The organism is Citrobacter sp. CK188 (assembly GCF_030333525.1).
Lineage (GTDB): Bacteria > Pseudomonadota > Gammaproteobacteria > Enterobacterales > Enterobacteriaceae > Citrobacter_B > Citrobacter_B koseri.
Genome location: NZ_JAOWFU010000036.1, coordinates 298,683 through 325,018 on the forward strand (window position 1 = coordinate 298,683; position 26,336 = coordinate 325,018).

The following is a 26,336-nucleotide window of genomic DNA, read 5'->3' on the forward strand; positions in this document are numbered from 1 at the left end:
TCACCGCGACGACAGAAAACGGCAGCGCGCCAGCGTTGCCGCGCCCTGCGCGCCGTTAAACGCGGAGGACGAGGCGGCAGTAAAACGTACGGCCTGATACGGCAACGGTCGGCGCAGGTATTTTTGGATCAGGGTAATTAATTGTTCGCGCGGGAAAGCCTGCATATCCATCACGCCACCACCCAAAATCACCGCATCGGGATCGAACAGATTTATGCTGGTGGCAATCGCGCGGGCGGCGCTTTCCAGCAGCGCCTGGACGAATGGCGCCTCTCCGGCGTGGACAAACAGTGCGTCCAGCGCGAAATCTCGTGGCTGTTGTTCGTACCAGCGTTTCAGCGCCAGCCCGGAACAGACCGTTTCGAGGCAACCTGGATTGCCGCAGGCACAGGTCTGCGCCATGTCGCCCTGGGGAATGTGCCCCAGTTCGCCCGCCACGCCATGCGCTCCAGTCCAGGGCGCGCCGTTCATCCACACCGCGAAGCCCATTCCCGTGCCGAGGTAGGCAGCCAGCACCTGCTGCTGTGTGAGATGGTTTTCCACGACGTCATACGACAGCTGTAAGTTCACGTCGCGGGAAAACGCGACCGGGCAGCCCAGCGCATCCTCCAGTTTTCCCGCGAGGTCATGCACTTCTTCAGGTTGCAGCGGCAAATTGGGTGTCGAAATGATGGTGCGGTTGTCTTTGCCGACCAGCGCCGGAAACCCCATCACCAGACCACGGCAGCGCGCCTCGTAGCGTGCGATCTGTTCGCTAATCATCTGCGCAATACCGGCCACCACGCCGGGCGCGATCACCTCCGCCGTACGCTGTTTCTCACAGTGCAGAGTCTCACCGGTTGCCGTTTGCAGGCAAAAACGGATATGGGTTGCCCCCATATCCACACCCGCCACAACGCTATGCTGTTTTTGCATGAGGCAGTACCTCGTTTTTCGCCGTCAGGATCTGCGTCGTCATCACTTGCCATGCGTCGTCGATATTCTCCGCGTGGTTAAACAGCCCGGAGGTGCCGACGATAAAGACATCCGCGCCTGCCGCCATTAATTTTTTGTAGGTGGCCTGATTGCAGGAGCCATCCACTTCAATTTCGTAATGCAGCCCTTCACGCTCGCGCCAGGCTTTCAGCTCGGCGATTTTATCCAGCATTTCCGGGATGAACGGCTGCCCGGCAAAGCCGGGATCGACGGTCATCACCGTCACTTTATCAGCCTTATGGATATAGTATTTCATCGCCTCAACCGGTGTTTCCGGGTTGAGAATCAGGCCCACTTTCATACCGTGGCGGCGGATTTCGTCAATCAGACGGAATGCCTGACCGTTGATGGTTTCCGGGTGCAGTGTGATGAAATCCGCACCGGCGCGCGCCAGTTGACCAATATAGTCCTGCGGACGCGTCACCATCAGATGACAATCAAGAGGTTTGCTCGCCAGTTTCTTGACCTGGCTGACGAAGAAGGGGGATAGCGTCAGATTCGGCACAAAGTGGCCGTCCATAATATCAATATGAAAATAGTCTGCATGGCTGTCGATAAATTCGATCTGTTCTTTAAACTTCAGCAGATCCATACACATTAAAGAGGGAGAGATTTTCATGATCCATTCCTTACTTACTGATAAGACGGTCAAGGGCGACAGCCGCGATAATTAATCCGCCCATCACCACCAGTTGGTAATAGGTTTGTACCTGCAAAATATTCAGACCGTTGTTGATGGTGCCGATGATTAAGCCGCCAATCACCACCGAGAAGATGCGCCCCTTGCCGCCGAAGAAGCTGGTGCCGCCAATGATGGCGCTGGCGATGGCGTAGGTTTCAAAACCCATTCCGGCTAAGGGTTCTGCGGCGCCGAGTCGCGCAGTAGAAACCACGCCCGCCAGTCCCGCGCAAATGCCGGAGATGATAAACACCACCAGGATGTGAAACTTCACGTCAATCCCGGAATAGAACGCCGAGTTTTTGTTGCCGCCGAGCGCGTAGATGTTGCGCCCAAGCCGCATCCGAGTAGTGAGGAACCAGAGGATCACCGCGACAATCAGCGAGAAGATGACCGGCACGGGAACACCTAACACGCTGGCGGCGAAGAAGTTCACGAAGTCGAATGAGAAGCCGTATACCGAGTTGGCGTCGGAAATCACCAGCGTGATACCACGGAAAATCGCGTTAGTACCAAGGGTGATAATGAACGGATGCAGGCCGGTCCAGTTCACCAGGCAGCCGTTAATCGCTCCCAGCGCACCGCCGACCAGCACGCCGCCAATCAGCGCCGCAAAGAACGGATCGACGCCTGCCAGCATCAGTTTGGCCGTCACCATCCCGGACAGCGCCAGAATCGCCCCGACGGACAGGTCGATACCGGCGACCAGGATGGCAAAAAATTCACCCATGCCGATCAGCACCGTTACCGAACTCTGAACAAAAATCTGGGTGATGTTGTTGGTGGTCAGAAAATATTCTGACGACAGCGAACCGAAGATGGCGACGATAATCGCCAGGATGAAGAAGGTGCCGTATTTATCCCAGAACAGCGCAAAGTTGAACGGTTTCTTCCCGTTCACGTCACCTTTTACTCTTGTGGTAATGCCCATGCCATAATCTCCTCTTCGCTCATGTCATCGCGATTGGTCAGGATTTGCGTCAGTCGTCCTTCGCAGAACACGGCGATGCGGTCGCAGACGGCGATAATTTCAGGAAGTTCAGATGACACCATCAGGATGACTTTTCCGTCGTCCGCCAGCTGGCGCATCACTTTATAAATTTCGGCTTTTGCACCGACGTCGATACCACGGGTCGGCTCGTCGAAAATGATCACCTCCGGGCTACAGCACAACCATTTGGAAATCAGCACCTTCTGCTGGTTTCCGCCGGAGAGTTCGGTGATGTTCTGGTTAACGGAATGACACTTCAGCGCCAGCAGTTCGCGCTGCGCTTCGGCGGTACGCTGCTCGTCGCCTTCGTGGAACAGGCCCATCGCCCCCTTAAAGCCGCCGCTTTTCAGGCTGCGGCCGATCGCCATGTTCTGGGCGATAGAGAAATTGGGGAAGAAGCCGTTATCCCGGCGGCTTTCGGTGATGTAAGCCATCCCTTTTTTCACCGCATCCAGGGGTGAGCGCGGGGAGATGGTTTTCCCGTTCAGACGGATCTCGCCGCTTGCGCGTTTATCGACGCCGAACAGGCAATCCATCAGCTCGGTGCGCCCGGAGCCGACCAGTCCGGCGAAGCCTAAAATTTCTCCCCGGCTGACGCTAAAGGAGATATCGCGAACCTTTTTCTTGTCGCGGCTGGTGACGTTTTTCACCTCGAATACCGTATCGCGCTCGATGTTGCCGGTGCTCTCTTTCATGGCGTTAAAGCGGTTTTGCAGTTCGCGGCCAACCATCAGGCGGACGATATCGTCGTTGCTGACGTCGCTCACCATCCCGCTGCAAACGCTGCTGCCGTCTTTCATCACCGTATAGCGGTCGCAGATGCGGCGAATTTCCGCCAGCTTATGCGAGATGTAGACGATGGCGGTGCCCTCTTTGCGTAGCTGGTTCATGATCAGAAACAGGTAGTCCACCTCTTTATTGGTGAGCGAGGAGGTGGGTTCGTCCATGATGATCACTTTGGCGTTGAGCATCAGCGTCTTGGCGATTTCCAGCATTTGCTTATGGCTGATGGATAAATTCGCCACCTTTTCGTCTAAATCGACTTTTAAACCGACGCGCAGCAACATCATGGCGGCCCGTACGCGCATCTCTTTCCAGTCAATAATATTGACGCCACAGACTTTTTTCGTCAGATGACGACCAATATATAAATTCTCCAGCACGGTTAATTCATCAATCACGCTGAGTTCCTGATAAATAATGCCAATGCCGAGTTGTGCCGCTAATTTATGATCCAGCTTGTCGTAATTAACGTTATTAATAGTAATGGTGCCTTTGGTCGGTTCATGTATTCCCGACAGAACCTTCATCAACGTTGATTTACCGGCGCCATTTTCTCCTAATAATGCGTGTATTTCATAAGGATAAACCGTTAAATCAACCGATTTTAATGCGTGAACCGGACCAAAGGATTTGCCGATCCCCGCCATCGAGATATATGGCGTGACCATAATTAACCTCTTTTACACTTCATCCTTCAAGCTGCCTCTTTGTTGACTGCCTTCGCTCACCCCAGTCACTTACTTATGTAAGCTCCTGGGGATTTACTCAGTTGCCGCCTCGATGCATCTCGAATGATTTTGTGTAAGAAAAATATTGACTAAATCAGTGCCATTGCCTGATGGCGCTACGCTTATCAGGCCTACGTTCGCGTCGCCATCCGGCAGATTTACGGACTTACTTTGCGACCAGGATGGAGTCGACCAGCTTAAATTCCGGCGCTTTATCCAGCGGGATCACGTTGCCTGATTTCGCGGCATCCACCATCAGCCTGAGCCCTGTCGCGCCGATATCCGCAGGGTTCTGAGCGATGGTCGCCGTCATCTGTCCGGCCTCCACCATTTTGCGGGCTTCCGGGATACCGTCTGTACCCACTACCAGCACTTTTCCGCTTTTCCCAGCGTTAGCCACGGCCTGGGCGACGCCCATCGCCATGGTGTCGTTAGCGCAATAAATCGCTTTGATATTCGGGTTGCGTTGCAGCACGTTGGTGGCAACGTCTAACGCTTTGATTCGGTCCCAGTCTGCGGGTTGGCTGGCGACCAACTTGATTTGGCTTGCCTTTTTGAAAGCCTCGGTTGCGCCATTGCGGCGCGCCTCGCCGGAGGCGTTACCGGCTTTACCTTCAATAATGGCGACTTCACCGCCCTCGGCGCCCAGTTTCTCAATAATGAACTCCGCGCCTTTGGCGCCCACGGCGACGTTATCGGTGGTGACAAACCCTTCGACGTTACCGCCCGCTTTTTTCAGGTTATCCATATCGATTTTTTCATCGAGATTGACCAGATAAATCCCTTTCTTCCACGCGCGGGCGACGGGCATCACCAGGTTTACTGAGGATAATGGCGCAAAGGCGATACCTTTGTAATTTTTATTGCTGAGATCTTCGAATAGCTGCAACTGAGACTGAAAGTCGCCTTCCGAAGGCGAGGCAAAAATATCGACGCTGACACCCAGCGTTTTTGCTTCATCTTCAATACCTTTTTTCATATCCACCCAGAATGGATTGGATAATGTTTTTAATACTACGGCATATTCGGCGGCGGCAAATGCGCTGGTGGACAACATTAAGCCCATAGCCGCACCGCTGAAATATTTCAGATATTTATTCATAGCAGTATTCTCAGTGTAGGGTGTTGCTCCCGAAAATGAGAGCAACGAGCATTTTATTTCAGCGCGCCTGGTGAAAAGAAATCAACAATTGCGCCAGTTTTTTGCATATTAATGGTTGCCTGTTCGATATTCAGTTGGGCGACGGAAACAAAAAATGCATCCAGTAGAGTGAGTTGTAATATGCGTGCGGAAGCATTGCGCCCTAATAACGGTGTTTCTGGTGCTGGCGAACAAATAATATAGTCAGCCAATTTGGCGATAGGTGAATGGTAGCTGTGGGTGATACAGATAATTTTGGCACCATTCTTTTTCGCCAGTTCAACTGCGGCTTTTACATCACTGGTGCGCCCGGAATGGGTCACTACCAACACGACATCGCCTTCTTTTAATAGCGATGCGGACATCATCATGATGTGCGCGTCCGGGTAAGTCTGGCAGCGCACGCCGATGCGTAAGAACTTATGCTGTACGTCTGCGCAGATGGCATTCGACCCGCCAGCGCCATACAAATCACGCTGCTTCGCTTGATAAAAGAAGCGTGCGGCGCGATGAATCTCATCCACGTTGACGATTGACTGACCTTCCATAATGGTGCGCAAGGTAATGTTGAATACCTTATTCACCACATCCTGCGGCGCTTCATCAAAGGCCAGTTCGGCAGGCAATACCTGCTCAGACTGAGAAAAATAGTCTTCCAGCGCGCTGCGTAAGTTGCGAAACCCGCTGAATCCCAGCAGTTTCGATACCTTAACAATCATGGCTTCAGATACCGCCAGCGCCTCTGCGACATCTTTAATGGCTGGCGCGCTACTGAGATTACCCGGCTTGAGTAACCACTCGACGATACGGCTCTCGTTCTCCGTCATGCCTTCCTGCTTCATGCGCAGGTAAGGCGCAAGCCCGATGCCGTTTGGAAGCCCTGAATCAAATTCTGACTGACTCATTACGTTCTCTTGTCCTTGAAATGAAGACGCCACTATATCACCACAGCAGGAACAGAAAAGATGCTGACAACTTCACAAAATAGTTAAATTTATAAAGTTTGTCATTTTGTGAATTTAATAACGTTGATAAAAATACGGAATGAAAATAAGTCAATATAAAACAATGAATTATAGTTTTGAGTTGTTCAGGCGCAGCCTGTGTAAGCATCAAGGTCGGGTATTTATCGCTCTTGCTTTGCCGAACGGAGGTGTGTAGAACAGGCCCATACAGCGTCTTTCTGTCGATTTATTGTTCTTTTAAATTCATTTAAATCACAAATATTTTTTATTCGTAAAGTTTGACTAGGGCGAGAATGAGTATGAAAAAGATTGCATTTGGCTGTGATCACGTTGGTTTTATCCTGAAACAGGATATTTTGACGCACTTAACCCAGCGCGGTATTACGGTGATTGATAAGGGAACCTGGTCGTCGGAGCGCACGGATTACCCGCATTATGCCAGCGAGGTGGCACAAGCCGTTGTCTCTGGCGAGGTTGATGGCGGTATTCTGGTGTGTGGCACCGGTGTGGGGATTTCGATAACGGCAAACAAGTTTGCCGGAGTCCGCGCCGTCGTTTGCAGCGAACCCTATTCGGCACAGCTTTCGCGCCAGCATAATGATACCAACGTGCTGGCTTTTGGCTCGCGGGTTGTTGGGCTGGAGCTGGCAAAAATGATCGTGGATGCCTGGCTGGATGCGGGGTTTGAAGGGGGTCGCCATCAAAAGCGCGTGGAGGCGATTATGGCGATAGAACAGCAGGGCAAATGAGATTCCTCCGCTACACGTCGAACAGGCCATTCGCTACCGTGAGGGGAAGATCTCTGCGAGGCTGGTTTTATGAAACGCTATTCTACGCTCATTGCTCTGAGCCTGTTGTCGCTGACGACGCTTCCTGCGCATGCCGATATTGTTGATGACACCATCGGTAATATTCAGCAGGCGATCAATGACGCGTATAAATCTGACAACGGGCGGGATTATGAGGATGACCGCCGTGATGAAGAGTGGCAGCGCCAGATGAGCGACGATCGCCGCAGACAATATGATGACAGACGCCGTCAGTTTGAAGATCGGCGTCGCCAGTTGGACGATCGCCAACGCCAGCTCGATCAAGAACGTCGTCAACTGGAAGATGAAGAGCGCAGAATGGAAGACGAGTACGATCGTTAACCGCGCGACAATCGTAGGCCGGATAAGGCGCAATGCGCCGCCATCCGGCGTAAGGCTACTCCAGCACAATCTCCATCCCGTCATATCCGGCTTCAATACCGCCCGGCAGGGAGTTATCCATCAGCCATACGTCGAACGAGTGGCTGATGTGGGTGAGAATGACCCGTGAGCAGTGAATCACCTCATTGAGCGCGATAACCGTGTTTACATCGCAGTGATTACGCGGCGCTTCCGCGCGTGGCGCGTGACTACAGTCGATGACGATCGTTTGCGGCTGGTTATTCAGCAGAAATTTTACTGTCTTATCCGGCAGCGCTGCGGTGTCCGACAGCCACGCGACGCGGCTGTGCGCAGATTCCAGCAGATAGCCAAACGTCAGTTTTGAATGGTTAAGCGGCAGCGGCGTTACCTGTAATCCCTGGAGATCGAAGACCACAAACGGTTCGACGGTATGGCTGAAATCAAGGATGCCGGGATGTTTAAACAGATCGTCGCAGCCCTGTTCATCCGGCGGACCATAAACCGGAATCGCGGCGCCCACGCCCCAGCGCAGGGGGAACAGCCCCTGAACATGATCCATATGATAATGCGTGAGCAGAAACTGCTGAAAAGATCCGGCGGGCCAGCGATCGGTAAGATCGTGCAGGCCCGCATCAAGCAGCGTTACCGCGTCATTGAATTTGACGACGCCGCTACAGGGGCGGCGGCGATACTGCTCCTGTAAGCGTGCCCGACGGCAGGCGAGACAATCGCAGCCGTATGCTGGCACGCCCTGTGCGCCGCCGGTTCCTGTTAGCGTAATCGTCAGGCTCATTAGTCACCTCAAAGCGCTTTGGTAAAACGAAAATGGCTTTGCGCATACCCTTCACGCAGATAAAACCGGTGCGCATCATGGCGTTTCACGCTGGTGGAAAGCTCCGTCATCTCCGCGCCGGCCTGGCGGGCCTCTTCTTCCGCCCATGCCAGCAACCGGCTGCCGACTTTCAGACCTCGCGCCTGCGGCATCACCACCAGTTCCTGGATCTCCCCGATCCAGTTAGCGTGATGCAGGTGGTACTGCATATGCAGGCCGATCATCCCGACTACCTGCCCGTCGCGCAGCGCCAGCTGGTAGCGTATCGTGCGATCCTGCAAATTTGAGGCAAACCCGGCGCGAAAGGCCTGGCGATCGAACTCCGCTTGTTTCAGTTCGCAGATCAGTTGATACACCGCGTCGGTATCGTCCGGCGTGGCCCGGCGTAGTTCACAGACAGGCATGGCTTTTCTCCTGGCGGCCCATTAACGTTAATAAGGTATCGACTGACTGTAGCAAACTTCCGTCATTATTGAGGATATGACAGTTAAAAGGGGCGTAACGGGCCGCGCGCGCCAGGCGAGCGGCAATCTCGGTTTCGCTTTCACGCCCGCGCGCCTGTAGGCGCTGGCGCAAAATATCGGGAGAGACCTGCAAACAGATAGGCAACAGCGCTTTGCCGTAGCGGGTCTGCGCCTGCGGCAGATGGGCGCGTGAGCCGTTAACCACCACGTCAAAACCGGCGTGCAGCCACAGATCGATCTCCACGCCAACGCCATAGTACAGGCCATTAGCGTGCCAGCTCAGCGCCAGTAAATTTTGCCCTGCCCGAGTGAAAAACTCCTGCTCGCTCAGCGCAATATGGTTCTCGTTGCCCGCGTTAGCCGCACGCGTGATATAGCGGTGCGCAACCAGCAACTGCGTATGTTCCCGCTGGCGGAGCGCCGCCAGCAAACTGTCCTTACCGGAGCCGGACGGCCCCATCAGCCAGATCAGTTTTCCCATAGTCAGAACACCCTTTTACCCTGACGCCAGACGTGGTCGATATGAATGTGATCGCCTTTACGGTGCGCCAGCACCAGATCGGCGCGCCTGCCTTCGGCGATGATGCCGCGATCGTCGAGATTCAGCGCGCGCGCCGGGTTGCGTGTCACCAGGCGCATTGCCTGCGGCAGCGTAAATGTGTTGGCCTCGTCGTCCGCCACGCGGAATGCCGCGTCGAGCAGGCTGGCGGGGTAATAGTCGGAGGAGAGGATATCCAGCAACCCCAGTTCTGCCAGCTTATGCGCCGCCACGTTGCCGGAGTGCGAACCGCCGCGCACAATGTTGGGCGCGCCCATCAGTACGTTCATCCCATGCTTGCGTGACGCCTCTGCCGCCTCGAACGTGGTGGGAAATTCGGCGATCACGCTGCCAAGCTGATGCGATTCCAGCACATGATCGGGCGTTGCGTCATCGTGGCTCGCCAGCGCGAGATGACGTTCGCGGCACATCTGCGCGATGGCGGCGCGGTTCGGCTGCGACCAGCGCGCCGCAAGCTGAAGCTGTTCCTCTTCGTAGTGGGCCATCTGCTCATCATTGAGTGAATATTTGCCCTGATAGTATTCACGGTACTTCTCGCGGTTAGCGAACTGGCGCTGACCCGGCGAGTGATCCATCAGCGAGACCAGCGTTACCGGCTCGCGATCCACCAGCTTTTCGAACAGCGGCAGGGTGGTGTGATGGGGCAATTCACAGCGCAGATGCAGACGGTGTTCGGCGCGGTTAACGCCGCGTTTCTGCGTCTCTTCGACGGCATTGATCATCTTTTCCAGATTTTCCAGGCGATCGCCGCCGTCGCGGACATCGCCAATCGCAACGGCATCCAGCACGGTGGTGATACCGCTGGCGACCATCAGCGCGTCGTGGCTGCTCATGGCGGAATGAGCGGGCCAGTCCACCTTCGGGCGCGGGGTGAAGAATTTGTCGAGATTATCGGTATGCAGCTCAATTAAACCCGGCAGCAGCCAGCCGCCTTCGCCATCCAGCGCCTCGGGGTGACGGCTCTGACTTTCCGCAAAGGCGCGGATAATCCCATCCTGCATTTCCAGCGATCCCTGCACCACTTCGTCTTCCAGCACCAGCTTTACGTTGTTGATAATCATGATGTGGTTCCCATCAGATGCAAACGATCCGCTACGCGATCGCGTACGGTTTGATCGTGAAAAATGCCGACAATCGCCGCGCCGCGCGCTTTGGCTTCTTCAATCAGCGCGACCACGGCGGCGCTGTTTTTGGCGTCCAGCGAGGCGGTGGGTTCATCAAGCAGCAGGATCGGGTAATCGACGATAAACCCGCGCGCGATATTCACGCGCTGCTGCTCGCCGCCGGAAAAGGTGGAGGGAGCGAGATGCCATAGCCGTTCCGGGACGTTCAGGCGCGTCAGCAGATTCGCGGCTTTCGCGGCGCACGTTTCGCGGGCGACGCCCAGATCCAGCAGCGGCTGCATCACCACATCCAGCGCGGAGATCCGGGGGATCACGCGCAGAAACTGGCTCACCCAGCCGATCGTCGAGCGACGCACTTCCAGCACCTTGCGCGCCGGGGCCTGCACCAGATCGATCCACTCATCGCTATGACGAATGTGGATGTGCCCTTCGTCCGGCAGATAGTTGGCATATAGCGAGCGCAACAGCGTCGATTTACCGCTCCCGGAGTGGCCGTGCAGCACCACGCATTCACCGTTTTGTACCTCCAGAGAGGCGTTTTGCAGCACCGGCAGGCGCACGCCATTTTGCTGGTGCAACACAAAGGTTTTACTGACGTTTTCTACGCGAATCATTTTGGCCTCTTAATTCTGATTGCCGGATGGCGGCTTCGCCTTATCCGGCCTACAGGTGCGCTTTTTGTAGGCCGGGTAAGCAAAGCGCCACCCGGCAAAACAAAAAATCAGCAAAACAAAAAATCAGTTCTGCAATACCGACGACACCAGCAACTGGGTATAAGGGTGGTGTGGATCGTCGAGCACGCGGTCGGTTAATCCACTTTCCACCACCTGACCCTGCTTCATTACCAGCAGACGATCTGCTAACAGGCGCGCCACGCCCAAATCGTGGGTGACAATCACCACAGCCAGATCCAGTTCCACCACCAGGCCGCGCAGCAGGTCCAGCAGCTTTGCCTGTACGGAAACGTCCAGCCCGCCGGTGGGTTCGTCCATAAACACCAGCTTCGGGTGAGTGACCAGGTTGCGGGCGATCTGCAAACGCTGCTGCATCCCGCCGGAAAAAGTGGTCGGCAGGTCGTCGATGCGCGAGGCCGGAATTTCCACCTCCTCCAGCCAGCGCTTCGCCGTGGCGCGAATTTCACCATAGTGACGCGCGCCGGTGGCCATCAGGCGTTCGCCGATATTGCCGCCCGCCGAGACCTGGCGGCGCAGTCCGTCCATCGGATGCTGATGCACCACGCCCCATTCCGTGCGCAGCAGGCGGCGGCGGTCGGCTTCGCTCATGCCGTACAGCGAACGGTTCTGGTACAAAATGTCGCCGGACTGCGGCGTCAGGCGCGAGGAGATCGATTTCAGCAGGGTGGTTTTGCCGGAACCGGACTCCCCGACAATGCCCAGCACTTCACCAGGCCACAGGTCAAAAGAAACATCGCTGAAGCCTTTGCCCGGCGCGTAGAGATGGGTCAGGTTATTGACTGAAAGCAGCGGTTGCGTCATTTGCTGAGTGCCTCGCTCTGTTGGCGGCAATAATCGGTGTCGGAGCAGACAAACATCCGTTTGCCGGTGTCATCCAGCACCACTTCGTCGAGATAGCTGTGCGTCGAACCGCAGATGGCGCAGGGCTCATCCCAGGTTTGTACGGTGAACGGGTGATCGTCGAAATCGAGGCTTTCCACGTGGGTCCAGGGCGGCACGGCATAGATGCGTTTTTCGCGTCCCGCGCCGAACAGTTGCAGCGCGGGCATCATATTCATCTTCGGGTTGTCGAATTTCGGGATCGGCGACGGGTCCATGACGTAGCGGTCATTGACCTTCACCGGGTAGGCGTAGGTGGTGGCGATATGGCCGAAGCGGGCGATATCTTCGTACAGCTTCACCTGCATGACGCCGTACTCTTCCAGCGCGTGCATGGTGCGGGTTTCGGTTTCGCGCGGTTCGATAAAACGCAGCGGTTCAGGGATCGGCACCTGGAAGATAATGATCTGATCTTCGGTCAACGGCGTTTCCGGGATCCGGTGACGGGTCTGGATCAGCGTCGCGTCTTCGGTGCGTTCGGTGGTGTTCACGCCGGTTACGCGCTTAAAGAAGTTGCGGATCGACACGGCGTTGGTGGTGTCATCCGCCCCCTGGTCGATCACTTTCAGAATGTCCGGCTCGCCAATCACGCTGGCGGTAAGCTGAATGCCGCCCGTTCCCCAGCCGTAGGGCATCGGCATTTCACGCCCGCCGAACGGCACCTGATAACCGGGGATCGCCACCGCTTTTAAAATAGCGCGGCGGATCATGCGCTTGGTTTGCTCGTCGAGATAAGCAAAGTTGTAGCCGGAGAGGTTAGTCGTCACGGGCGGCCTCCTGTTGCAGGCGTTTGAGCAGTTCCAGTTCAGCCTGGAAATCGACGTAGTGGGGGAGTTTGAGGTGCGAAACAAAACCCGCCGCCTCGACGTTATCCGCATGCGCCAGCACGAACTCTTCGTCCTGCGCCGGTCCCGTGACCGTTTCATCGTATTCGGGTGCCTGTAGGGCTCTTTCCACCAGCGCCATCGCCATTGCTTTACGTTCGCTCATGCCAAACACCAGTCCGTAGCCGCGGGTAAAGTGCGGCGCGTCGTTTTCCGGTGCGACAAAACCGTTGACCATTTCGCATTCCGTCATCAGCAGTTCGCCGACGTTCACGGCAAATCCCAGCTCTTCCGGCACCGTTTCCAGCCCGACGTAGCCGCTGCGGATCTCACCGGCAAACGGGTGGTTGCGCCCGTAGCCGCGTTGCGTGGAATACGCCAGCGCCAGCAGATACCCTTCGTCGCCGCGCATCAGCTGTTGCAGGCGTGAGGAGCGCGAACAAGGGTAAACTGGCGGCGTGCGGGTGATGTCATCCGGCATGGCGCCGCTGTCTTCTTCACGCTTCGCCAGCCCCTGGTTCGCCAGCAGAGAAAAAACGTGCGGCGCGGCGTCCTGCATGGCGTCAGCGGTACGCAACGGCGGCGTTTCGCCGTTCGCCAGCAGGGTAAAATCGAGCAGGCGATGGGTGTAATCGTAGGTCGGCCCCAGCAACTGCCCGCCGGGAATATCCTTGTAGACGGCGGAGATACGGCGCTCTAAACGCATCTCTGCGGTGTTCAGCGGCTCACTGACCGCCAGCTTTGCCAGCGTAGTGCGGTACGCGCGCAGCAGGAAGATGGCTTCGATGTTATCGCCGCTGGCCTGTTTTAAGGCGAGCGCGGCCAGTTCACGGTCGGCGATGCCTCCTTCGGTCATCACGCGATCCACGGCCAGGTTCAACTGTTGCTCGATTTGCGCCACGCTCAGCTCGGCGAGGGTGTCGTCGCCCCGGCGTCGGTTTTCCTGCAACGCGTGGGCGTTGGCTATCGCCTTTTCGCCCCCTTTGACGGCTACGTACATCAGCACACCTCCACATGGGTGGTTCGCGGAATCGCCAGCAGTCGCTCGCCGCAGGTGAGGATGAGATCGACCCCCAGCGGGAACGGGTGCGGGCGCTCAGTCAGTTCATGGATGAGGCACTCCGGCAGTTGCGGGGCAATCATGCGTTCTTCGGCGATACCCGCCCCGGTCAGGCGCAGCATACGTCCACCGCTCAGGCTGGCGACCTGGACGATCAGGGTGGCGCTGGTTTCCGGCGCGACGGCGCTTCCGGCGGAAAGGGCGTTTAGCTGCTCGCTGCTGATGCGTTCATCGGCGACGGCAAAGGCGGCCTGCTGCGGCTGTTCAACCAGCGGCGCGCTGGTGTGAAAGCGCAGGTTCTGACTGGCAATGTCGTTGTTGATGGACGGCGCGAGCCATACCGGGGTGTCGCCGTCGACCAGAGTGAGCAATACGCTGGTGGTGGCCAGATTCAGCGGCTGCCAGCCGTGCTTCAGTTGATGCAGGGCGACAATCACCCCCGGCTCGCTCATCGCCTTCAGCAGGCGACGAAAACTCTGTTGCGCGTCCTGAACGGGCAGGGTAAAGGCGGTTTGTAGGGTCATGCGTTATCTCCGCGTACCAGCGTAAAGAAGTCGACCCGGCTGGCGTTTACTTCGGCGCGGCGAGCGGTAATGTGTGCGTCGCGTTCCGCCTCCAGCGGGGCAATTAAGGTTTCCATTAAGGTCTGGAAGTGAGTGTGCTCCTGCAACAGCGCGTCGATGACGGCGCACTGCTCGGCGTGGTGTTTGTTGCGCCCCAGCAGGTAGCTGTAGCCCAGCGTGCCGCTCTTAAGACGCACCACCGCACGGGTCAGCGTGGTATCTCCGGCGAAAAAGCGGTTGCCGGTGCCGCCCATGCGGGCCTGAATCTGCATCAGCCCGGTTTCCGGGGCGCGAATCAGTTCATATTCCGGCGTGAGTTTCAGCGCCTGCATTTTCACGTTAAGCGCGTCGGCGTTGCTGTAAGCCAGCGCGCGCATCCAGCGCTGGCGAGTGGCGGTATCGAAGTGCATTCCGTCAGTGCTCCATAGTGAATTCGATCATGTCGGCGCGGGTCAGGCTGACGGAGTACTCCGTCGCGTTTTCCTCGCCATCACGGTGGTTCAGCGTGCGCACGCACAGCAGTGGCGCCATATTGGGAATTTCCAGCACCTTGCTCTCTTTGGCCTGCGCACGGCGGGCACTGATGCGCGTCTGGGTGCGCTGTAGCGCCAGACCGCACTGCTCGCGCAGGTAGTCATGCAGCGAACCGTGGTTAAAGCCCTGCAACAGCGGCCAGAGGGCGAGGTCGGAAAAGTAATGGTCGATCAGGCACAGGGCGATGCCATTTACCCGGCGCAGGGTGCGCAGGTGGATGACGTTATCGCCCTCTTTGACGCTCAGCGCATCGGCGATGTGGCTGGATGCCGGGCGCAGCACCGCCAGCAGTTTTTCGCTGGTGGGATGACTGCCTTGTTCCAGTAGATTCTGGCTAAAGCGCGCCTGGGCATTGAGCGGGTAATCGAACGGGCGCATCAGCACCAGTACGCCGACGCCCTGGCGACGCTGCACCCAACCGCGCTCCACGAGCTGGTCGATGGCGCGGCGCAGCGTGTGGCGGTTCACCTCATAGCGGGCGGCAAGCTGATGTTCCGCCGGAAGGTAATCGCCGCAGCGGTAATGCTGGCGAAGCTCCTGCTCAAGTCTCGCGGCAATCTCCTGATAGCGCGTTGGGTAACTGGTCGGATGTGTAGACAAGTGCATAGCCATCAATGCCTCGCTAATCAGATAAAGTGCTTACGCAAACGCTGGGAGAGGAAATCCAGCAGGCTGACGGTAATGATGATTAACACCATCAGGGCGCAGGTCTGCGGGAACTGAAAGCCGCGAATCGCTTCCCACAGCGTGACGCCGATGCCGCCTGCGCCCACCATGCCGACCACCGTGGCGGAGCGGACGTTGGACTCAAAACGGTACAGCGAGTAGGAGATGAGCAGCGGCATAACCTGCGGCAGCACGCCGTAGAGGATCTCTTCAATTTTGTTGGCGCCGGTGGCGCGAATGCCTTCAACCGGGCCGGGTTCAATGGCTTCCACCGCTTCAGAAAGCAGCTTGGAGAGCACGCCGGTGGTGTGGATAAACAGCGCCATTACCCCGGCAAACGGCCCGAGACCAACGGCGACCACGAACAGCATGGCGAAAACCATTTCGTTAATCGCGCGGCAGGCGTCCATCAGGCGACGCATCGGCTGGTAAATCCACCACGGCACGAGGTTATCGGCGCACATCAGGCCGCAGGGAATTGACAGAATGACCGCCAGCGCAGTGCCCCAGACGGCGATTTGCAGGGTGACGGCCATTTCACCCAGATAGTGCTGCCACTGGCTGAAGTCCGGCGGGAAGAAGTCGGCGGCGAAGGTCGCCATGTTGCCGGAATCCTGAATTAGCGTGAGCGGTGCCATTTCGGCGCCCTTCCACGAAACGACCAGGACGGCGAGAAGGATGGCCCAGCTCAGGAGCGAGAACCAGCTACGCTTTGGCGGGGCGACGGTGATGCTTTGCATGTTTAGCTCCGTGCGTCGTTTATTGCCGGATGGCGGCGCAAGCGCCTTATCTGGCCTACAGAACATCGTAGGCCCGGTAAGCGAAGCGCCACCGGGCCTCAGGTTTACTGCACCGCTTTGGTGACGCTGGTCATCGCGCCCAGCGCGGCGGTCAGGCGGTCGAGATCGTCCAGCTGCGCTTTAATCGCGGAGGTTTTGCTGGTTTTTTCGCTCTCGTTCAGCCCCTTGTTGTCCTTCACGCCCTGCATCTCTTTAAACAGCGCCAGCTGACGAATCGGCACCAGTTGCAGGTCGCTGGAGGGGCGGAATGGCGCCCAGCCCAGGCGTTCCAGCACGGTTTTCTCTTCCGCTGTTTTGCCGTAATTCATAAAGAAGTCGTACACCTTGTCCTTGGTGGTTTCGGAGAGATTTTTACGCCAGACGATCGGATCGCCCGGGATCAGCGGCGACTTCCAGACAACCTTCAGTGCTTTCAGCTTGTCCGGCGCGGAGGTTTTCAGTTTGTCGAGGTTTTCGGTGTTATTGGTTGCGACATCCACCTGCTTGTTGGCGACGGCCAGCGCGTTGGTTTCGTGGCTGGCGTTAACGGTGCGTTTGAAGTCGCTGGCGGAGATGCCGTTTTTGGCGAAGACGTAATAACCGGGGACGAGGAAGCCAGAGGTGGAGTTCGGATCGCCATTGCCGAAGGTGAGATCTTTACGTTTGGCGATCAGATCGTCCAGGTTATTGATCGGGCTGTCTTTGTTGACGATCAGCACGCTCCAGTAGCCCGGCGATCCATCTGCGGCGACGGTCTGGGCAAATACCTGACCGTTAGCGCGATCCACGGCTTCCATCGCCGAGAGGTTGCCGTACCAGGCGATATCCACTTTGTTGAAGCGCATTCCCTGAATGATGCCCGCATAGTCAGGCGCGAAGAAGGCGTTCACTTTGACGCCCAGTTTCTTTTCCATATCCTTCAGGAACGGGTCCCACTGCGGCTTCAGGTTTTGCTGTGATTCGGTCGAAATAATGCCAAAGTTCAGTGCTTTTTCCTGTTCTTCCGCATGTGCCGGGCTTAACAAGGTGCTGATGCTGAACATGCTGGTGAACGCCAGCGCGGCAACGGCTTTGTAGCTCATTTCCATTCCTCATTGTGGGGATGTTAAGCAGCCTGCGCGTTCTGTTCGACGCGGTTCATGCTGCGGTAGAGATGGTCAAAACGATCGTTATCAAAGTGCTGGCTGCTGCCGTCATAGAACACATGCCCCTGACGCAGCGCCACAATGCGTTCGCAGTAGCGCAGGGCGTAATCCACCTGATGCAGCGTGACGACCACGGTGATGCCGTCGGTCTGGTTAATGTCGCGCAGGGTGTCCATCACAATGCGCGCCGACTCCGGGTCCAGCGAGGCGATCGGCTCATCGGCGAGGATCACTTTCGCCTGCTGCATCAATGCTCTGGCGATAGCAACGCGCTGCTGCTGTCCGCCGGAAAGCGTCGATACGCGCTGATGCGCGAAGTGCGCCATCCCGACGCGGGTCAGCGCCTGTAACGCGCGCTGCTTCTGCGCCTGGGTGAACCAGCTAAAACAGGTACGCCAGAACGGCGTGCTGCCGAGCGCGCCAATCAGCACGTTCTCCAGTACGGTCAGACGGTTCACAAGGTTGAACTGCTGGAAGATGTAGCCGGTGTGAGCGCGGCTTTTGCGGATGTCCCGCGCCAGTTTGCCCTCACGCTGTACCGTGCGGCCCAGCAGCTCGACATGGCAGCCCGGCGCTTTATCGCCGGTAATCAAACCGCTTAAGTGACGTAAAAGGGTGGATTTGCCGGAACCGGAAGGCCCAAGCAGAGCCACCATCTCACCGGAAGAGATGTTCAGATCAACCGCATGCAGCGCCTGATGCTGATTGAACGTTTTGGAGAGTTTCTCGACGCGAATAACCGTTTGCATGATGCGGCCTCCCTAAAAAAGTGGCCCCATCGTGGCGGATTAATGTGACGTTTTAGTTAAGGGATGGTTACTTGACGATGAAGAATTGAAGGGGCTTCGATGACAGCACGGGAGGGCGCGCCTCCCGTCGGTTTACTCTGTCGGCTGCGGCTGTTTCACCACATTGATCATCCACGGTACGCCATATTGATCGGTCACTTTCCCGAAACCGTGCGCCCAGAAGGTTTCCTGCCAGTCCATTTCGATTTGTCCCTGTGCGGCCAGGTTATCAAACCAGCGTTTCCCTTCGGCGACATCCTGCGTGTCGAGCACCAGCGTAAAGCCGGAGTAACTCGCGTTACCCGACGCGACGGCGTCGCTCATCATGATGTCGCTGCCTGCAATGCGCACGTTGGCGTGGGCGATGGAGGTATCAGGGAATTGCATGCCTGACGGGCAACCGTCTTCGCTGCCCTGCTCTGGCGGGGGCATTTCACCAAAGGTGATTTTATAGAGGAGTTCCGCGCCTAACGTTTTGCGGTAGTACGCGATAGCGTCGGCACAGTGACCGGCAAAAGAGATGTAGGGACTTAACGGCATAATCGTGACCTCAGGTAAGAGAAGCCAGTTAAGTGTAGTTATCGTAGGCCCGGTAAGCGAAGCGCCACCGGGCAATAAATGCCAGATGGCGGCGTAAACGCCTTACCGGGCCTGGAAAAATCAGTTCTTTTTCACGAACTCAGATTTCAGCTTCATCGGGCCAAAGCCATCGATCTTGCAATCAATGTTGTGGTCGCCTTCAACCAGACGGATGTTCTTCACTTTGGTGCCAATTTTCAGCATGGAAGAACTGCCTTTTACTTTCAGATCCTTAACAACGGTCACGCTGTCGCCGTCTGCCAGCAGGTTGCCGTTGGCATCTTTTACGATCAGCTCGTCGCTGTCCTGTGCCGGTTCTGCGTCGTTCCATTCATGGGCGCATTCCGGGCAGATGAACATGCCGTTATCTTCGTAGGTATATTCGGAGTTGCATTGTGGGCAATGGGGTAATGACATGTCGATTTCCTCAAAAAAGTCAGCAGGGGCAAAAGCGCCCAAAAAATGGCAGATTGCCGAAAAAGGCCGCAATTATACACAAAATCCTTAACGTTGTCGGGACTACTCGCAATTTAAGGATACGACAACCTGTGGCTGAAGGTTGCCGCCAGGGTAAGAAAAATGTCATGACTATTTTTTTAAGGGAAATTGCTACGTTTTACTATTTAAGATAAGGTGAGAGGAACGACCAGACGCTTTATAAATCTTTATCCCTCTTACTTTTACACAGTAAGAGAGACAGGTGTGGTTGATAAAAATATCTCTAATATTAACAATAAGTTATTTTAATAAAATTATTTCCACACGTAATTATAAAAGCCGAAAAGCAAACAAATAAAATCATCCGGCTAAATAAAAGTAATAAAGTTTGCGTTAAGGAAAGATTTTCCATGTACACACAGACAATATATGAATTAAGCCAGGAAGCGGAAAGATTGTTGCTGCTTTCTCTGGAACATCTCCGGTTATTGCAACAACTGCCTGTGGCTTCGCTGGATGGCGTCGCTCAGGAAGGTGGGGAAGGGAATGAAAATACCCGGCCTCAGCATGTTAGCGGGCGTGACGTGGAGGCTCAGCACGGCACGCTCAATAATGAGCTACGCAAAATAACGCGCCTGGAGATGGTGCTGGCGATTGTCGGGACGATGAAGGCAGGGAAGTCGACGACAATTAACGCCATTGTCGGAACCGAAGTCCTGCCCAACCGTAATCGGCCGATGACGGCGTTACCGACGCTGATTCGCCATACGCCAGGGCAGAAAGAGCCGGTGCTGCATTTTTCTCACGTCGCGCCGATTGATACGCTCATGCAAACGCTGCAACAGCGTATGCAGGCGTGCGATCGCCAGCATCTGACCCAGGTGCTGGAAATCGATAAAGACATGAATGCGCTGCTCCAGCGAATTGAAAAGGGCGTGGCTTTTGAGCGTCATTACCTGGGCGCGCAGCCCATCTTCCACTGTCTGAAAAGCCTGAACGATCTGGTGCGCTTGTCAAAAGCGCTGGGGGTCGATTTTCCTTTTGCGGCGTATGCTGCGATTGAACATATTCCGGTGATTGAGGTGGAGTTTGTGCATCTGGCGGGGCTGGAGAACTATCCGGGGCAACTGACGCTACTGGATACGCCCGGCCCTAATGAAGCCGGGCAGCCGCACCTGCAAAAGATGCTTAATGAACAGCTGGCGCGCGCTTCTGCCGTACTGGCGGTGATGGATTACACCCAACTGAAATCCATTTCGGATGAAGAGGTGCGCCAGGCCATTGCGGCGGTGGGGAAATCCGTGCCGCTGTACGCGCTGGTGAATAAGTTCGATCAGAAAGACCGCAACAGCGACGATGAAGAACAGGTTCGCGCGCTGATTTCCGGCACGCTGATGAATGGCAGCATTACGCCCGGGCAAATTTTTCCGGTCTCTTCCATGTGGGGGTATCTGGCGAACCGCGCGCGTCACGAACTGCGGGTGCACGGGCGGTTGCCGGATCATCAGGAACAGCGCTGGGTGCAGGATTTTGCCGAGGCCGCGCTCGGCAGGCGCTGGCGGAGCGCCGATCTTGATGATATCGAACATATTCGTCATGCCGCCGATCTGCTGTGGGAAGATTCGCTATTTGAACAGCCCGTACAGCGGCTGATTCACGCCGCTTACGCCAACGCCTCACTGTATGCGCTCCGGTCGGCGTCGCATAAGTTATTGAATTACGCACAGCGCGCGCGTGAATATCTGGATTTTCGCTATCACGGGCTGACGGTGGCGCATGACGCGTTGCAGGTCAATATTTCCCGCGTCGAAGAAGATATGCGGCAGCTTCAGGTGAGCCAGGATCGCGTGAGCGATGAGGTTGGCCATGAAGTTGAACGGATGATGGAGGCGGCGAACACGTTCCTGAGCCAGCAGCAGGCCGATATTTTGCACCGCATCGCGCCGCTTTTTCGCGAAGAGAGCGTGGTGGGGTGGCTGCCGCGCGATCCCCTTTCCCCTGAGCAGGAGGCGGTGGTCGAGGGCGAAACGCTGGTGCTGCATAACGAAAGGCAGGCGCAGGTCGTTTTAAGCAAAATGCGTGCGTCATGCGAAGCGGTATTACTGGCGGCGCAGGAGAACATTAGCCGCGATCTGGCGCTGCGCTTCGAACAGCTCGAATCGACGCTAAGCCGGGTGTTAAATGACGCGATGCGGCCAATTGAGGCGCGGGTAAAAGACGATCTGAGCCAGGCGGGGTTCCGGGCGCGAATCAGCTTCCCGACGTTCCATGCCAGTATGTTTAACTTCAATACTCAACCGTTGTTTAGCGAGGCGGTCGCTCAGGAGAACCCGCCGGAAGGCGCCGCGCCTCGCGCGGGCGGCGTGCGCGACACCTTTGCGCGCTGGCTGAATCAACCGAACTGGGGATGGAATGATTATGTGGAAGCCAGGACACGCTATGTCATTGATATAACGGCATTGCATAACACTCTGATCCAGCATGTCAGCCATTTCTTCCAACAAATTCATAAAGCTTTAGATGCCCAGGTCGATGTTTCTGTTACGGCAGGTATGGCGACCTTTTTTGCCGATTTTTCGTTGTGTCTGTCGGGATTGCAGGAGAGCTTGCGCGAGAGTCTGGTGACGCGCCAGCAACATGAATCGGTTGTGAACAGACTGAGCCAACAATTACAGCACAGTATCTCCGCCACCCGGTGGATTCATGAAGATTCCCGCCTGTTACGTGATGATATCCAGACCCTTTTTGCAGCCGAGCACTCATGACGAACGTGTTACTGGAAGGCCCGGGACGGATGCTGGAATGCATCCACCCGAAGTTTATGGTCGATCTGGTTCAGGGAGAAGAGCCGAAGCGACCTGGCGGCAACCTGCAACAGCAGCAGCGTTTTCGCGAACGCCTGACGCAAGAAATTCTGAGCCAGACGCAGCTTCGCGCCTGGGTCATGGCGGGCGTATTCAATGAGCATCTGATGATGCGTCTTAAGCTGGTGGAAAAACTGGCGGGGATGCTCGATCCCGGCCATCTGGCGCTGACGCGCATTTCCCGGCAATTGACCCTTCTGCAACAGACGGAAAGCCCCAGAGGGCAAGCTATTCCTGGCATCACGCAGCAGTTAGCGGCGCTGAGCGACGGGTTTGCCCGGCGCAGCGAACATAAAGAGAAGGCGCTGACCCGGCGTGGATTGACGGTGCAGGCGGGCGAACACAGCGAGCAGATTTTTACCCGCTGGCGCGCCGGAGCCTATGACGGTTGGTCATTGCCGGGGCGCTGTTTTGTCGCGCTGGAGGAGTTGCGCTGGGGGCCGTTTGGCGATGCCTGTCGGTTGGGCAATATGGAAGTGGTCGCGATGCTGAAAGATAATTTGCGCGCGATGGCCACCGATTATCTGGCGCACAGTATTCACGCCGCGCCCACCACGCGTCATTATTACCATCAGTGGCTTCATTCGCCCGCCGTGGCCGGCGCGGGGGAGCACAATGACATGTTGAGCTGGATTGGCGACTGGTGCGATCCCGATAAACATCCGGTGTGCTGGTCAGTGACCCAGCGCTGGCAGACGGTGGCGTTGGGGATGCCAAGGCTGTGTTCGGCACAGCGCCTGGTGGATGCGATGATTGAGGAGATTTTTGCGCCGTCCCCTCTCGTGGGCTGAGAGGGGACGTATGACGTTTAGTGATGGAGGGATTCCGTTGGGTTTGCCTCCGCGTTGCCCGGCGCCGGGACGTTGCCGAAACGTTTTGCATACAGGGCGGTGATAATCGGAACCAGAATCGCCGTCACAATCACGCTGGCGGCAACCAGCGCCGTGGCGGACGCGGCGACGGGTTCAAACGCCGGGTTAATCTGCGCTATGATCACCGGGTTCGCTACCGCAGCGCCTGCCGCAGAGGAGGCCGCGACGCCCGCAGTGCCGTTACCGCCGCCAATGACGCGGTCTGCGATAATCAACGGGATACCGGTAATAATGATAACCGCGACACCCAGCAGGATACCCAGCAGGCCGGTATCGACAATCACGCTCAGGTTAATGGTGTTACCCAGCGCAAAGCCGAAGAACGGGATCAGCACCGGCGTAGCTTTGCTGAAGAACGCGCGCAGGTCGTGGTCCAGGTTGCCTAATGTGAAGCCAATCAGGAACGGCAGCACGGCGCCGACAAAGTGATGCGGTTCGAAGGAGGCGAGGCCTGCGGAACCCAGAATCACCATCGTCATCAGCGGGCCAGATTCCAGAGACATCAGGACGAACGCGCCGGACTCTTCTTTGGTGCCGTACTGGTTCATCAGGCTGGCGTACAGGCCGCCGTTGGTCATGTCCATTGCGGAGACGATCGCCAGTACGGACAAACCGGCGAAGAAGCCGGTTTGAATACCGGTATCCGGGATAAACGAGGCGGCAATCATCGCGACCACCCACGCCACGGCTATTTTAGTAATAACCAGCGTACCCGATTTACGTAATACCGTCCCGGTAGCGCGCAAATCAATCGAGGCGCCAATACAGAAGAACCAGACGGCCAGAATCGGCACGGTGCCGCTGATCATGCCTTTTGTAAATGAACCAAAATAGGCGCCGGTATCCGGGGCCAGGGTATTTAAAATTGCGCCGAGCAGCAGAGGGATCAACATCATCCCGCCAGGGATGCGTTCAATCGTGGCTTTAATTTTCATAAAAGTCCTCACATCTTGTCGCGCGGAACTAACGGACAAGTCGATAAATATTATTTAATTTCAATTTGTTATTTCACAAAGAGAACGGCGGGAAACCCTCTTTCTCCCTGCGTGATACATAATCGAATGTGGCATACGTCTGTTTGTCACAATCCTCAGGGATGTTGCGTCGGGTGTTATCTTGCATTCAGTGGAATATTGATTCAATCAAAATAAAACACTGTTTTAGTTATCTTCATCACATATTTTGCGTAAAGGCCCTGGAACGCGATGATTATTAAAAATGCTGTAAATTGTTTGTGAAGAGTTATGGCGGATTTTTTGCTAGCAGCATAATAGTGACGGACGTGATATTTCGAAAAGAATAACGAAATCGCCTCTCATTTATTGTCAATAATGCGCTTTGCTGACAATGTAAAAATACAGATAAAAATGCCCTTATTTACGCTCGCTGACGAAACGGCAACATATGTGTGAAGTTGATCACAAATTTAAACACTGGTAGGGTAAAGAGGTCATTAACCGCCCAATCAGGCGTCAACAGGTTCGGTTGTACAGACCTTGACCAGTCAGTGTAAGTAAACCTGCTACGCTTGTTCTACGAGGAATTGTGCCCGCACGATTCCAACGCTCGACGGTGACGTTAGCGCTTTGTGCGCCAATGAATGCAGTATGTAGCGAGACAGGGCTTAGTCTACGAGGACAGCTATGCTGAAAAGGAAAAAAGTAAAACCGATTACGCTTCGCGATGTGACCATTATTGATGATGGTAAACTGCGTAAAGCGATCACCGCAGCCTCGCTGGGTAATGCGATGGAGTGGTTTGATTTTGGTGTTTATGGGTTTGTCGCCTACGCGTTAGGTAAAGTATTTTTCCCGGGGGCTGACCCCAGCGTGCAGATGATTGCCGCACTTGCCACCTTCTCCGTTCCCTTCCTGATTCGACCGCTTGGCGGCTTATTCTTCGGTATGCTCGGCGATAAATATGGTCGCCAGAAGATTCTTGCCATCACGATTGTGATTATGTCGATCAGTACGTTCTGTATCGGGTTGATTCCCTCTTATGCCTCTATCGGCATCTGGGCGCCGATACTGTTGCTGCTGTGTAAGATGGCGCAGGGCTTCTCGGTCGGCGGCGAATATACCGGCGCGTCGATCTTTGTCGCCGAATACTCGCCGGACCGTAAACGCGGCTTTATGGGAAGCTGGCTGGACTTCGGCTCCATTGCGGGCTTCGTGCTGGGCGCGGGCGTGGTGGTGCTGATCTCCACCGTTGTCGGCGAGGAGAACTTCCTCGACTGGGGCTGGCGTATTCCGTTCTTCATCGCACTGCCACTAGGGATCATTGGTCTTTATCTGCGTCATGCGCTGGAAGAGACCCCGGCCTTCCAGCAGCATGTGGATAAGCTAGAGCAGGGCGATCGCGAAGGTTTGCAGGAAGGGCCAAAAGTCTCCTTTAAAGAGATTGCAACCAAACACTGGCGCAGCCTGCTGGCGTGTATCGGCCTGGTGATTGCCACCAACGTGACCTACTACATGCTGCTCACCTATATGCCGAGCTACCTGTCGCATAACCTGCACTACTCGGAAGACCACGGCGTGCTGATTATTATCGCCATCATGATCGGGATGCTGTTTGTGCAGCCGGTGATGGGGCTGCTCAGTGACCGTTTCGGTCGCCGTCCGTTTGTGATTATGGGCAGTATCGCGCTGTTTGCGCTGGCTATTCCGGCCTTTATTCTGATCAACAGTAATATTATCGGCCTGATTTTTGCCGGTCTGCTGATGCTGGCGGTGATCCTGAACTGCTTTACCGGGGTGATGGCTTCTTCTCTGCCAGCGATGTTCCCGACGCACATCCGTTACAGCGCGCTGGCGGCGGCGTTTAATATCTCGGTGCTGATTGCGGGTCTGACGCCGACCCTGGCCGCCTGGCTGGTGGAAAGCTCGCAGAACCTGATGATGCCAGCCTATTACCTGATGGCGATTGCGGTCGTCGGTTTTATTACCGGTATTACCATGAAAGAGACCGCCAACCGTCCGCTGAAAGGGGCGACGCCAGCGGCCTCGGATATCCAGGAAGCGAAAGAAATCCTTGGCGAGCACTACGATAATATCGAGCAGAAAATCGAAGATATCGATCAGGAGATTGAGGAGTTGCAGGCTAAACGTTCGCGGTTAGTGCAGCAGCATCCGCGTATTGACGAGTAAGCTTTAGCGCACCGCCTGATGGCGCTGCGCTTATCAGGCCTACAGACGGTGCAACACCTTTGCCTGATGGCGCTGCGCTTATCAGGCCTAC

At 56.0% G+C, this 26,336-nt stretch carries 28 protein-coding genes; 5 read left to right on the forward strand and 23 right to left on the reverse strand.

The annotated features are described in order from the left end of the window. The 6 genes from alsK to OGV67_RS18955 form a co-directional block, all read right to left on the reverse strand. Complete coding sequence (gene alsK, locus OGV67_RS18930; protein WP_115615243.1) at positions 1-915, reverse strand: allose kinase; 915 nt, start codon at positions 913-915, stop codon at positions 1-3. Beyond that, entirely contained in the window at positions 899-1,594 is a 696-nt protein-coding gene (gene alsE / locus OGV67_RS18935; protein ID WP_110494789.1) for a D-allulose 6-phosphate 3-epimerase, read from the reverse strand. The genes alsK and alsE overlap by 17 nt, the downstream gene beginning before the upstream one ends. A gap of 10 nt (positions 1,595-1,604) precedes the next feature. After that, entirely contained in the window at positions 1,605-2,585 is a 981-nt protein-coding gene (gene alsC, locus OGV67_RS18940) for a D-allose ABC transporter permease (protein WP_012134559.1), read from the reverse strand. Next, positions 2,564-4,096, reverse strand: coding sequence for a D-allose ABC transporter ATP-binding protein AlsA (alsA, locus tag OGV67_RS18945; protein ID WP_112001345.1), 1,533 nt, complete (start codon positions 4,094-4,096; stop codon positions 2,564-2,566). Before alsA ends, alsC begins: the two co-directional genes overlap by 22 nt. A gap of 226 nt (positions 4,097-4,322) precedes the next feature. Further along, positions 4,323-5,258, reverse strand: coding sequence for a D-allose transporter substrate-binding protein (alsB, locus tag OGV67_RS18950; protein WP_012134557.1), 936 nt, complete (start codon positions 5,256-5,258; stop codon positions 4,323-4,325). A gap of 53 nt (positions 5,259-5,311) precedes the next feature. After that, positions 5,312-6,202 (reverse strand): MurR/RpiR family transcriptional regulator, encoded by an 891-nt coding sequence (locus OGV67_RS18955; RefSeq protein WP_012134556.1) that lies wholly within the window; start codon positions 6,200-6,202, stop codon positions 5,312-5,314. 359 nt (positions 6,203-6,561) lie between these two features. On the opposite strand from OGV67_RS18955, the gene rpiB reads away from it, so the two are divergent. Further along, a complete protein-coding gene (gene rpiB / locus OGV67_RS18960) occupies positions 6,562-7,011 on the forward strand; it encodes a bifunctional allose-6-phosphate isomerase/ribose-5-phosphate isomerase RpiB (protein WP_058668429.1) in 450 nt (149 codons plus the stop codon). Positions 7,012-7,080: 69 nt separating this feature from the next. Continuing rightward, positions 7,081-7,413: a DDRRRQL repeat protein YjdP gene (yjdP, locus tag OGV67_RS18965; RefSeq protein WP_071257247.1), complete on the forward strand. Its 333-nt coding sequence runs from the start codon at positions 7,081-7,083 to the stop codon at positions 7,411-7,413. Between the two features lie 55 nt (positions 7,414-7,468). Here yjdP and phnP read toward each other — a convergent pair whose 3' ends face one another. The 16 genes from phnP to OGV67_RS19045 form a co-directional block, all read right to left on the reverse strand. Then, complete coding sequence (phnP, locus tag OGV67_RS18970) at positions 7,469-8,227, reverse strand: phosphonate metabolism protein PhnP (protein ID WP_115615242.1); 759 nt, start codon at positions 8,225-8,227, stop codon at positions 7,469-7,471. An 8-nt stretch (positions 8,228-8,235) separates the two neighbouring features. Continuing rightward, positions 8,236-8,670, reverse strand: a complete 435-nt coding sequence (phnO, locus tag OGV67_RS18975; protein WP_012134549.1) for an aminoalkylphosphonate N-acetyltransferase — start codon at positions 8,668-8,670, stop codon at positions 8,236-8,238. Then, on the reverse strand, positions 8,657-9,211 hold the full coding sequence (gene phnN, locus OGV67_RS18980; protein ID WP_071257251.1) for a ribose 1,5-bisphosphokinase: 555 nt from the start codon (positions 9,209-9,211) through the stop codon (positions 8,657-8,659). The genes phnO and phnN overlap by 14 nt, the downstream gene beginning before the upstream one ends. A gap of 2 nt (positions 9,212-9,213) precedes the next feature. Further along, a complete protein-coding gene (phnM, locus tag OGV67_RS18985; RefSeq protein WP_012134547.1) occupies positions 9,214-10,350 on the reverse strand; it encodes an alpha-D-ribose 1-methylphosphonate 5-triphosphate diphosphatase in 1,137 nt (378 codons plus the stop codon). Then, positions 10,347-11,027, reverse strand: a complete 681-nt coding sequence (phnL, locus tag OGV67_RS18990; RefSeq protein WP_047459594.1) for a phosphonate C-P lyase system protein PhnL — start codon at positions 11,025-11,027, stop codon at positions 10,347-10,349. The genes phnM and phnL overlap by 4 nt, the downstream gene beginning before the upstream one ends. A gap of 123 nt (positions 11,028-11,150) precedes the next feature. Beyond that, positions 11,151-11,909 carry a phosphonate C-P lyase system protein PhnK gene (phnK, locus tag OGV67_RS18995; RefSeq protein WP_047459591.1) on the reverse strand — a complete coding sequence of 253 codons (759 nt, stop codon included), beginning with the start codon at positions 11,907-11,909 and terminating at the stop codon, positions 11,151-11,153. Beyond that, positions 11,906-12,697, reverse strand: coding sequence for an alpha-D-ribose 1-methylphosphonate 5-phosphate C-P-lyase PhnJ (gene phnJ, locus OGV67_RS19000; RefSeq protein WP_233586378.1), 792 nt, complete (start codon positions 12,695-12,697; stop codon positions 11,906-11,908). Before phnJ ends, phnK begins: the two co-directional genes overlap by 4 nt. Before the next feature lie 46 nt (positions 12,698-12,743). Further along, on the reverse strand, positions 12,744-13,811 hold the full coding sequence (locus OGV67_RS19005) for a carbon-phosphorus lyase complex subunit (protein ID WP_071257254.1): 1,068 nt from the start codon (positions 13,809-13,811) through the stop codon (positions 12,744-12,746). Next, positions 13,811-14,395: a phosphonate C-P lyase system protein PhnH gene (gene phnH, locus OGV67_RS19010; protein ID WP_012134542.1), complete on the reverse strand. Its 585-nt coding sequence runs from the start codon at positions 14,393-14,395 to the stop codon at positions 13,811-13,813. Before phnH ends, OGV67_RS19005 begins: the two co-directional genes overlap by 1 nt. Next, a complete protein-coding gene (gene phnG, locus OGV67_RS19015) occupies positions 14,392-14,844 on the reverse strand; it encodes a phosphonate C-P lyase system protein PhnG (protein WP_012134541.1) in 453 nt (150 codons plus the stop codon). Before phnG ends, phnH begins: the two co-directional genes overlap by 4 nt. Before the next feature lie 4 nt (positions 14,845-14,848). Next, the gene (gene phnF / locus OGV67_RS19020; RefSeq protein ID WP_024130818.1) at positions 14,849-15,574 is read right to left on the reverse strand and encodes a phosphonate metabolism transcriptional regulator PhnF; all 726 of its coding nucleotides are present in this window, start codon (positions 15,572-15,574) and stop codon (positions 14,849-14,851) included. Between the two features lie 20 nt (positions 15,575-15,594). Continuing rightward, positions 15,595-16,374, reverse strand: a complete 780-nt coding sequence (gene phnE, locus OGV67_RS19025) for a phosphonate ABC transporter, permease protein PhnE (RefSeq protein WP_012134539.1) — start codon at positions 16,372-16,374, stop codon at positions 15,595-15,597. Between the two features lie 104 nt (positions 16,375-16,478). Next, positions 16,479-17,495: a phosphonate ABC transporter substrate-binding protein gene (gene phnD / locus OGV67_RS19030; RefSeq protein ID WP_024130817.1), complete on the reverse strand. Its 1,017-nt coding sequence runs from the start codon at positions 17,493-17,495 to the stop codon at positions 16,479-16,481. Between the two features lie 23 nt (positions 17,496-17,518). Then, on the reverse strand, positions 17,519-18,307 hold the full coding sequence (gene phnC / locus OGV67_RS19035; RefSeq protein ID WP_012134537.1) for a phosphonate ABC transporter ATP-binding protein: 789 nt from the start codon (positions 18,305-18,307) through the stop codon (positions 17,519-17,521). Between the two features lie 132 nt (positions 18,308-18,439). Next, entirely contained in the window at positions 18,440-18,886 is a 447-nt protein-coding gene (gene yjdN / locus OGV67_RS19040) for a VOC family metalloprotein YjdN (RefSeq protein ID WP_115615241.1), read from the reverse strand. Between the two features lie 120 nt (positions 18,887-19,006). Next, on the reverse strand, positions 19,007-19,342 hold the full coding sequence (locus tag OGV67_RS19045; protein ID WP_003031835.1) for a zinc ribbon domain-containing protein YjdM: 336 nt from the start codon (positions 19,340-19,342) through the stop codon (positions 19,007-19,009). Between the two features lie 431 nt (positions 19,343-19,773). Between OGV67_RS19045 and crfC the strand changes: the two genes are divergently transcribed. Continuing rightward, positions 19,774-22,128 carry a clamp-binding protein CrfC gene (gene crfC / locus OGV67_RS19050; protein WP_115615240.1) on the forward strand — a complete coding sequence of 785 codons (2,355 nt, stop codon included), beginning with the start codon at positions 19,774-19,776 and terminating at the stop codon, positions 22,126-22,128. Further along, a complete protein-coding gene (locus OGV67_RS19055) occupies positions 22,125-23,018 on the forward strand; it encodes a diguanylate cyclase regulator RdcB family protein (protein ID WP_012134530.1) in 894 nt (297 codons plus the stop codon). Before crfC ends, OGV67_RS19055 begins: the two co-directional genes overlap by 4 nt. A 17-nt stretch (positions 23,019-23,035) precedes the next feature. On the opposite strand, the gene kdgT is transcribed toward OGV67_RS19055, so the two are convergent. Next, entirely contained in the window at positions 23,036-24,034 is a 999-nt protein-coding gene (gene kdgT / locus OGV67_RS19060) for a 2-keto-3-deoxygluconate transporter (protein WP_012134529.1), read from the reverse strand. 708 nt (positions 24,035-24,742) lie between these two features. On the opposite strand from kdgT, the gene proP reads away from it, so the two are divergent. After that, on the forward strand, positions 24,743-26,245 hold the full coding sequence (proP, locus tag OGV67_RS19065; protein WP_047459579.1) for a glycine betaine/L-proline transporter ProP: 1,503 nt from the start codon (positions 24,743-24,745) through the stop codon (positions 26,243-26,245). Positions 26,246-26,336 lie beyond the last annotated feature (91 nt).